Consider the following 6923-nt stretch of genomic DNA (forward strand, 5'->3'; position numbering starts at 1 on the left):
TTACTCTGACCGCCGCAACCCTGCTCGCGGCCTTCAGCGGCGGTGCCCATGCGGCGCAATGCGGCACATCGCCCGCGGGCTTCGAGGCGTGGAAGCGCGAGTTCGGCGAGGAGGCGCGGTCCAAGGGCATCGGCGGCAACGCGCTGTCGGCGCTGATGCAGACCAACTACGCGTCGGCGACCATCGCCGCCGATCGCGGCCAGCGCAGCTTCCAGCTGTCGCTCGACCAGTTCCTGGCCAAGCGCGGCGCGGCGGCGATCGTCGCCCGCGGCCGCCAGCTCAAGCAGTCGCAGGCGGCGATGTTCGCCTCGATCGAGCAGCGTTATGGCGTGCCGCCGGGCCCGCTGATCGCGATCTGGGGCATGGAAAGCGGCTTCGGCAGCCAGCGCGGCAACCAGCACATGCTGTCGTCGATCGCGACGCTCGCCTATGACTGCCGCCGTCCGGAGTTCTTCACCGAGCAGCTTTACGCCGCGCTGAAGCTGATCGACCGCGGCGTGCTGTCGGGCGCGACCCGCGGCTCGATGCATGGCGAGGTCGGGCAGACCCAGTTCATGCCGAAGAACATCCTCGCCTATGGCGTCGGCAATCTCGACGTCGCCGCCAACGCGCTGGCCTCGACCGCCAACTTCCTGCGCGCCAATGGCTGGAAGGCCGGGGCCGGCTATCAGCCGGGCGAGCCGAACTTCGCCGCCATCGAAGCCTGGAACGCCGCCGGCGTCTACCAGAAGGCGATCGCCCTGATGGGCCGCCAGATCGACGGCGGCGGCTCGGCCGCGGAGCGCTGAGGCGCTGCTTTGCAGCGAAGCTCGTCGTCGGCAGCGCGCCGTTCACGGTCCTTTGAGACGCCCGCCTTTGGCGGGCTCCTCAGGACGAGGGTTGAGTTCGCGGCGAAGTGCTAATTCCTCATGGTGAGGAGCGCCGCTCGCGGCGCGTCTCGAACCATGAGGCCTCTGTGTAGACAAGAAAGCGGCGCTTCATCACTGAAGCACCGCTTCTTGTGAGTCGGTCAGCTTGCCGTTTACGCCTTCAGCTCGAACCGGTCGAGGTTCATCACCTTGGTCCAGGCGGCGACGAAGTCCTTGACGAACTTCTGCCTGGCATCCGAGCTGGCATAGACCTCGGCGAGCGCGCGCAGCTGCGAGTGCGAGCCGAAGATCAGGTCGGCGCGGGTCGCGGTCCACTTCACGGCGCCGGACTTGCGGTCGCGGCCCTCGAAGGTGTGCTCGCCCTGGTCGACCGGCGTCCAGGCGATGCCCATGTCGAGCAGGTTGACGAAGAAGTCGTTCGAGAGCACTTCCGGCTGCGTCGTGAACACGCCGTGCTTGGAGCCGGCGGCGTTGGCGCCGAGCACGCGCAGGCCGCCGACCAGCACGGTCGTCTCGGGCGCGGTCAGGGTCAAGAGCTGGGCCTTGTCGACCAGCAGCTCCTCGCCCGACAGCCACTGCTTGCCGCTGAGATAGTTGCGGAAGCCGTCATGGGTCGGCTCGAGCACTGCGAACGACTCGACGTCGGTCTGCTCCTGCGAGGCGTCGGTGCGGCCCGGTGCGAACGGCACCGTCACCTCGACGCCGGCCTTCTTGGCGGCAGCCTCGACGCCGGCATTGCCGGCCAGCACGATCAGGTCGGCGAGCGAGACCTTCTTGCCGCCGGTGGCCGATGCGTTGAACTCCTTCTGGATGCCCTCGAGCTTGGCGAGCACCTTGGAGAGTTCGGCCGGGTTGTTGACCGCCCAGTCCTTCTGCGGAGCGAGCCGAATGCGCGCGCCATTGGCGCCGCCGCGCTTGTCCGAGCCGCGGAAGGTCGAGGCCGAGGCCCAGGCGGTCGAGACCAGCTGCGACACCGACAGACCCGACGCCAGGATCTTCGCCTTCAGCGCCGCGACGTCCTTGTCGTCGACGAGCGGATGATCGACAGCCGGGATCGGATCCTGCCAGATCAGGTCCTCCTTCGGCACCAGCGGGCCGAGGTAGCGTACCTTCGGGCCCATGTCGCGGTGGGTCAGCTTGAACCAGGCGCGGGCGAAGGCGTCGGCGAACTGATCCGGGTGCTCCAGGAAGCGGCGCGAGATCTTCTCGTAGGCGGAATCCATGCGCAGCGCGAGGTCGGTGGTCAGCATCGACGGCGCGTGGCGCTTGGACTTGTCGTGCGCATCCGGCACGGTGCCGGCGCCGGCGCCGCCCTTCGGCGTCCACTGATGCGCGCCGGCCGGGCTCTTCGTCAGCTCCCATTCGAAGCCGAACAGGTTTTCGAAGAAGTTGTTGCTCCACTTGGTCGGCGTCTGCGTCCAGATCACCTCGAGGCCGGAGGTGATGGTGTCACCGGCCTTGCCCGACGCATGCTTGCTGGCCCAGCCGAGGCCCTGCTGCGCGATGTCGGCGCCTTCCGGCTCCGCACCGACCAGCGACGCATCGCCGGCGCCATGGGTCTTGCCGAAGGTGTGACCGCCGGCGATCAGCGCCACCGTCTCCTCGTCGTTCATCGCCATGCGGGCGAAGGTCTCGCGGATGTCGCGCGCCGCGGCGAGCGGATCCGGCTTGCCGTTCGGGCCTTCCGGGTTGACGTAGATCAGGCCCATCTGCACGGCGGCCAGGGAGCCGGCGAGCTCGCGATCGCCGCTGTAGCGCTCGTCGGCGAGCCACTTGCCCTCGGGACCCCAATAGATGTCCTGCTCCGGCTCCCAGGTGTCGGCGCGGCCGCCGCCGAAGCCGAAGGTCTTGAAGCCCATCGACTCCAGCGCGACGTTGCCGGTCAGCACGAACAAATCGGCCCAGGAGATCTTCTGGCCGTATTTCTGCTTGATCGGCCACAGCAGGCGGCGGGCCTTGTCGAGGTTGGCGTTATCAGGCCAGCTGTTCAGCGGCGCGAAGCGCTGCTGACCGGTGCCGGCGCCGCCGCGGCCGTCGCCGATGCGATAGGTGCCGGCGGCATGCCAGGCCATGCGAATGAACAGCGGTCCGTAATGGCCGAAATCGGCCGGCCACCAGTCCTGCGAATCGGTCATCAGCGCGGTCAGGTCCTTGACCAGCGCGTCGAGATCGAGGCTCTTGAATTCCTTGGCATAATCGAACGCCTCACCGAGCGGGTCGGACAGGTTCGAATGCTGATGCAGCACCGACAGATCGAGCTGGTTCGGCCACCAGTCCTTGTTCTTGAATCCCTTCAAGCCGCCCGAAAACGGGCACTTGCTGACGTCATCCATGTTTGCCTCCTGACCTGAACGGCATTGTTCCCCTGGGGGCGGGGTGGCGGGACCCTACGCGGCTACTTCGATCAGGGGAAATTGAGATTGATGATCGTAACGATAAGATTATCTGATGAATATGGTTTGACGCGCCACCAGCGCCGAAGGCGCGGCACGGCATCGCCACATCTCCAAATTGCGCGAGCGATCAAGTGGTAAAATTGACTTCGCGGCCATCGTCGATAAGCTAATCTGATGATCCATCTCACGATGCGGCAGCTTCGCTATTTCGATGCGCTGGCGCGTCTCGGCCATTTCGGCCGCGCCGCGGAGGCCTGCGCGATCTCGCAGCCGGCGCTGTCGATGCAGATCAAGGAGATGGAGGACGCGCTCGGCGGCGTTCTGCTGGAGCGCAATGCGCGGCAGGTGGTGCTGACGCGGTTCGGCGAGCAGCTCGCCGCGCGGGTCCGCGAGATCCTGCGTTCCGTCGACGAGCTCGGCGATTTCGCCCGCGCCTCGCGCGACACGCTCACCGGCCGGCTGCGGCTCGGCATGATCCCGACGGTCGCGCCCTATCTTCTCCCGAAAGTGATCGGCGATCTCACCCGCAAGCATCCCGAGATCGACATTCATGTCCGCGAATCCAAGACGCCGAAGCTGATCGAGGAACTGGTCGAGGGCCGGCTCGATGCCGCGATCGTGGCGCTGCCGGTCTCGGAGCCGTCGCTGACCGAGGTCGCGTTGTTCGCGGAGAACTTCCTGCTGGTGCGACCGCCCGAATATGAAGGCGCAGACGTGCCGAGCAGCGAGAGCCTGCGCGAGATGCGGCTGTTGCTGCTTGAGGAGGGCCACTGCTTCCGCGACCAGGCGCTGTCGTTCTGCCAGATGCAGGCGCCGCGCGAGATGCTCGATGCCTCGTCGCTGTCGACCCTGGTGCAGATGGTCGGCGCCGGCATGGGGGTGACGCTGATCCCGGAGATGGCGGTCGCCGTCGAGACGCGCTCGGCGTCGGTGTCGCTGGCGCGCTTCGCCGAGCCGCAGCCCCAGCGCACCATCGGCATGGTCTGGCGCAAGACCAGCCCGCTCGCCAAGCAGCTGCTGCAGATCTCCGAGATCGTCGGCGGCGCGGCGGAAAGCCTGCGCAAGCAGGGCGCGGCGGGGCAGGGCCGCAAGCGGCGCGGCTGAGCATCGAGTAAATCCGGCTGAAGCCCATCATTTCATCCCAGTCGGGCTTCAGGCGCCCGCCGCGACCGCGGTGCGCTCCCCTCCCCGCAAGGGGGAGGGGAGCTAAACGGCCGTGCCGAAAGGGACCTGGAAACAGCGCCAATGTTCATGCCACGTCTGGCGCTTTTGCGTGGAACGCGCGCGCGAACTGGCGGTTCAAAGCGTCGAGCAACTCACGTGCTCCAAGCCGTCGCCGTCGCGGCGGACGGTGGCGCCCGATCCGCATCGGGAGCCGCCATGCGTGATGATCTCAGTCAAGGAGTCCTGGTGATGCGAAGCTTGAACTACGTGGCGGCGGTGGCCCTCTCGGGGGCGCTGCTGGCCGGTGCGAACGCGCCGGCGATGTCTGCTCCCATGACGGCGCTCTCGGCTGCCGCCAAGCCCGAGGCCGTGCCGCTCGACACCGTGCAGGTGCGCTGGGGCGGCCGCGGTTTCGGCGGCGGCTGGCATGGTGGCGGCTGGCACGGCGGCTGGCGCGGGGGTGGTTGGCGTGGCGGCGGCTGGGGTTGGGGCGGCGGCGCGCTGGCGGCCGGCGCGCTGCTCGGCGCCGGCATCGCGGCGGCGACCACGCCCTATTACTATGACGAGGATCCTTACTACTACGGCGGCGGATATCCTTACGGCTATGTCGGTATCGGCTACGCGCCGTACTACGGCCGTCCCTATTACGCGCGCCGTTACTATGGCGGCTGGGGCGGCGGACTGTGGGGCGGCCCGGTGTGGTGAGCGCTGCTGATCCAGACAGGAGAGGCGTCTGCGCGAGCCATCGCGCAGGCGGCTGACCTGCCGGGCCGGCGGCGCGTCGGTTGAGCGTCCGTGTCTGTCCTGGCCATGGCATGGCTCTTGTATCGATCTCCGCGGCGGCTCTGCGTCGAGGGCGCGCCCGCGGAGAACCGTCCATGTCCGAGACCGCGACCACGGAGGCGTTCTGGCTCGAAACGACAGTCGATTGGCTGGCGAGCAACGCCCGCCTGCGCAAGGAGCGCATCGACCTCACGCGCAAGTTCACCCAGGAACCGTATAATCTCAGCGCCGTCAGGGTCCTGACCATGATGGACGAGCTCGCTGCCCTTCACAGCGCCCGCAGCGGCACGAAGCTCGTGCTGTCGCAGAACTGGCGGCTCGCGCATCGCAACGACACCGTCGGCGAGTTCATTGCCGCCTTTGTTCGCCTGGTGACGCCGGACGACCGCGTCATGACCGACAATGCCGCGTCGGCTCCCGGCCGGATGTCGGAAAGCCGACACGGCCGGACGCACAATCAGCGCCTCGAAGCGCTGCGCGCCAATCCACGCGGCGACTGGAAGCCGGTCGATCTCGAGATCATCGCCTCGCAATACGCGATGAAGTTTCGCAAGATCACCGGCACGCACGAGGTCTTCCTGCACCCCTCGGTGCCGCATTGCGTGACCATTCCGCTCGCCGCGAAGATCCGGCCGCCGCACATCAGGGCTTTCGTGGCCATGATCGACGGCATGGATGAGGCCGCGCGATGAGCGATGTCGACGCCTATCAATATGAGGTGAGCGAGCTCGGCGCCGACGACGGCGGCGGCTTCGTCGTCACCTTTCCCGATTGTCCCGGAGTCGTCGGGGTCGGGGAGACGACGAGGCAGGCCGTCGCCGACGGACGGCAGGCGCTGTTTGCCGCGCTCGACGCGCTCAAGGCCGTCGATCGCGCGCCGCCGGTCCCTGGCACGGGCCGGGTCGCGGTGCCGTCCGCGTGACGCATGATTGAACGGGCCGATGCCTGAGCAAGGGGAGAGACTATGCCGCTGACAGAGGACGCCATCCAGGCCGGCAAATGCTACAAGACGAGGATCGCCGAGAGCTACAAGGTGCTGTCGATCACCCGCGGCATCGTCACCTACCAGACGCTGACCTCGCCCTTGCGCATCAACACCGGCATCAAGGCGTTTGCGGACGCCGTCTACAAGGAGATCAAGTGTCCGGGATAGGAGCGCGATCCCAGGTCACCTTTCCTCCCGCCGCGAGTTTGGCAGCAACATCCACGATCTCTCCTCCGTCATTGCGAGCCATCCGGCCGCGCGTCGCGCGGACCGGGTGGCTCGCAATGACGCGGAGAGAGTTCGCTTCTATCTAACTGCGTGGGAAATTTGAAGATGCGATTAGAACAGCGCGACGACGGCGTTCTCGCCTTCGTCGACGAGACCGGCCGTATCTGGGCGCAATGCGCGCGGCCGTCGCAGCATCCCGATGATTCCGACTACGTGATCGAGGGCCCGCTTTGCGGCTTCATCTATGAGGAAGGCACGTTCACCCCCGACAGCGAGCAGGCCTTTCGCGCCTGGCTCGACGACCGCCTGATCAGCGACGAGATCTTTCATGTTAGGGAACGAGAGACCGCGCTGTCGCTGTGCCGGCGCATCGCGGTCGCGGCGCGCGAGATCCTGAGGGACAGGGCGGGTCACCCGCAGACCGGCTGACGACAGTCGTTGAGTTCGATAAAATAAAAATATATTGCTAATTTTTAGAATTTATGCTTTGATGCTCGC

8 protein-coding genes are annotated in these 6923 nt (G+C 66.8%); 7 read left to right on the plus strand and 1 reads right to left on the minus strand.

Going from position 1 to position 6923, the window contains the following annotated elements; genetic code table 11:
- Window positions 1-20 precede the first annotated feature (20 nt).
- Window positions 21-788 (plus strand): lytic murein transglycosylase, encoded by a 768-nt coding sequence (locus tag BRAS3809_RS21470; RefSeq protein WP_063824015.1) that lies wholly within the window; start codon window positions 21-23, stop codon window positions 786-788.
- A gap of 233 nt (window positions 789-1021) precedes the next feature.
- Here BRAS3809_RS21470 and katG read toward each other — a convergent pair whose 3' ends face one another.
- Complete coding sequence (gene katG / locus BRAS3809_RS21475) at window positions 1022-3202, minus strand: catalase/peroxidase HPI (protein ID WP_008964132.1); 2181 nt, start codon at window positions 3200-3202, stop codon at window positions 1022-1024.
- 237 nt (window positions 3203-3439) lie between these two features.
- Between katG and BRAS3809_RS21480 the strand changes: the two genes are divergently transcribed.
- The 6 genes from BRAS3809_RS21480 (at window position 3440) to BRAS3809_RS21505 (ending at window position 6854) form a co-directional block, all read left to right on the plus strand.
- Window positions 3440-4369, plus strand: coding sequence for a hydrogen peroxide-inducible genes activator (locus BRAS3809_RS21480; RefSeq protein WP_008964133.1), 930 nt, complete (start codon window positions 3440-3442; stop codon window positions 4367-4369).
- A gap of 309 nt (window positions 4370-4678) precedes the next feature.
- Complete coding sequence (locus BRAS3809_RS36720; RefSeq protein WP_008964134.1) at window positions 4679-5134, plus strand: hypothetical protein; 456 nt, start codon at window positions 4679-4681, stop codon at window positions 5132-5134.
- Between the two features lie 173 nt (window positions 5135-5307).
- Entirely contained in the window at window positions 5308-5904 is a 597-nt protein-coding gene (locus tag BRAS3809_RS36725; protein ID WP_008964135.1) for a hypothetical protein, read from the plus strand.
- Window positions 5901-6134: a type II toxin-antitoxin system HicB family antitoxin gene (locus BRAS3809_RS21495; RefSeq protein ID WP_008964136.1), complete on the plus strand. Its 234-nt coding sequence runs from the start codon at window positions 5901-5903 to the stop codon at window positions 6132-6134. The genes BRAS3809_RS36725 and BRAS3809_RS21495 overlap by 4 nt, the downstream gene beginning before the upstream one ends.
- Window positions 6135-6176: 42 nt before the next feature.
- Window positions 6177-6365 (plus strand): hypothetical protein, encoded by a 189-nt coding sequence (locus tag BRAS3809_RS21500; protein ID WP_008964137.1) that lies wholly within the window; start codon window positions 6177-6179, stop codon window positions 6363-6365.
- 165 nt (window positions 6366-6530) lie between these two features.
- Window positions 6531-6854: a hypothetical protein gene (locus BRAS3809_RS21505; protein ID WP_008964139.1), complete on the plus strand. Its 324-nt coding sequence runs from the start codon at window positions 6531-6533 to the stop codon at window positions 6852-6854.
- The last annotated feature ends 69 nt before the right edge of the window (window positions 6855-6923 follow it).

The organism is Bradyrhizobium sp. STM 3809, assembly GCF_000239795.1.
Lineage (GTDB): Bacteria > Pseudomonadota > Alphaproteobacteria > Rhizobiales > Xanthobacteraceae > Bradyrhizobium.

Excerpts from the sequence above, each read along its gene's own strand:
- katG (WP_008964132.1), bottom strand. The coding sequence starts at position 3,202 with ATGGATGACGTCAGCAAGTGCCCGTTTTCGGGCGGCTTGAAGGGATTC.
- BRAS3809_RS21480 (WP_008964133.1), top strand. The coding sequence starts at position 3,440 with ATGATCCATCTCACGATGCGGCAGCTTCGCTATTTCGATGCGCTGGCG.
- BRAS3809_RS36720 (WP_008964134.1), top strand. The coding sequence starts at position 4,679 with ATGCGAAGCTTGAACTACGTGGCGGCGGTGGCCCTCTCGGGGGCGCTG.
- BRAS3809_RS36725 (WP_008964135.1), top strand. The coding sequence starts at position 5,308 with ATGTCCGAGACCGCGACCACGGAGGCGTTCTGGCTCGAAACGACAGTC.
- BRAS3809_RS21495 (WP_008964136.1), top strand. The coding sequence starts at position 5,901 with ATGAGCGATGTCGACGCCTATCAATATGAGGTGAGCGAGCTCGGCGCC.
- BRAS3809_RS21500 (WP_008964137.1), top strand. The coding sequence starts at position 6,177 with ATGCCGCTGACAGAGGACGCCATCCAGGCCGGCAAATGCTACAAGACG.
- BRAS3809_RS21505 (WP_008964139.1), top strand. The coding sequence starts at position 6,531 with ATGCGATTAGAACAGCGCGACGACGGCGTTCTCGCCTTCGTCGACGAG.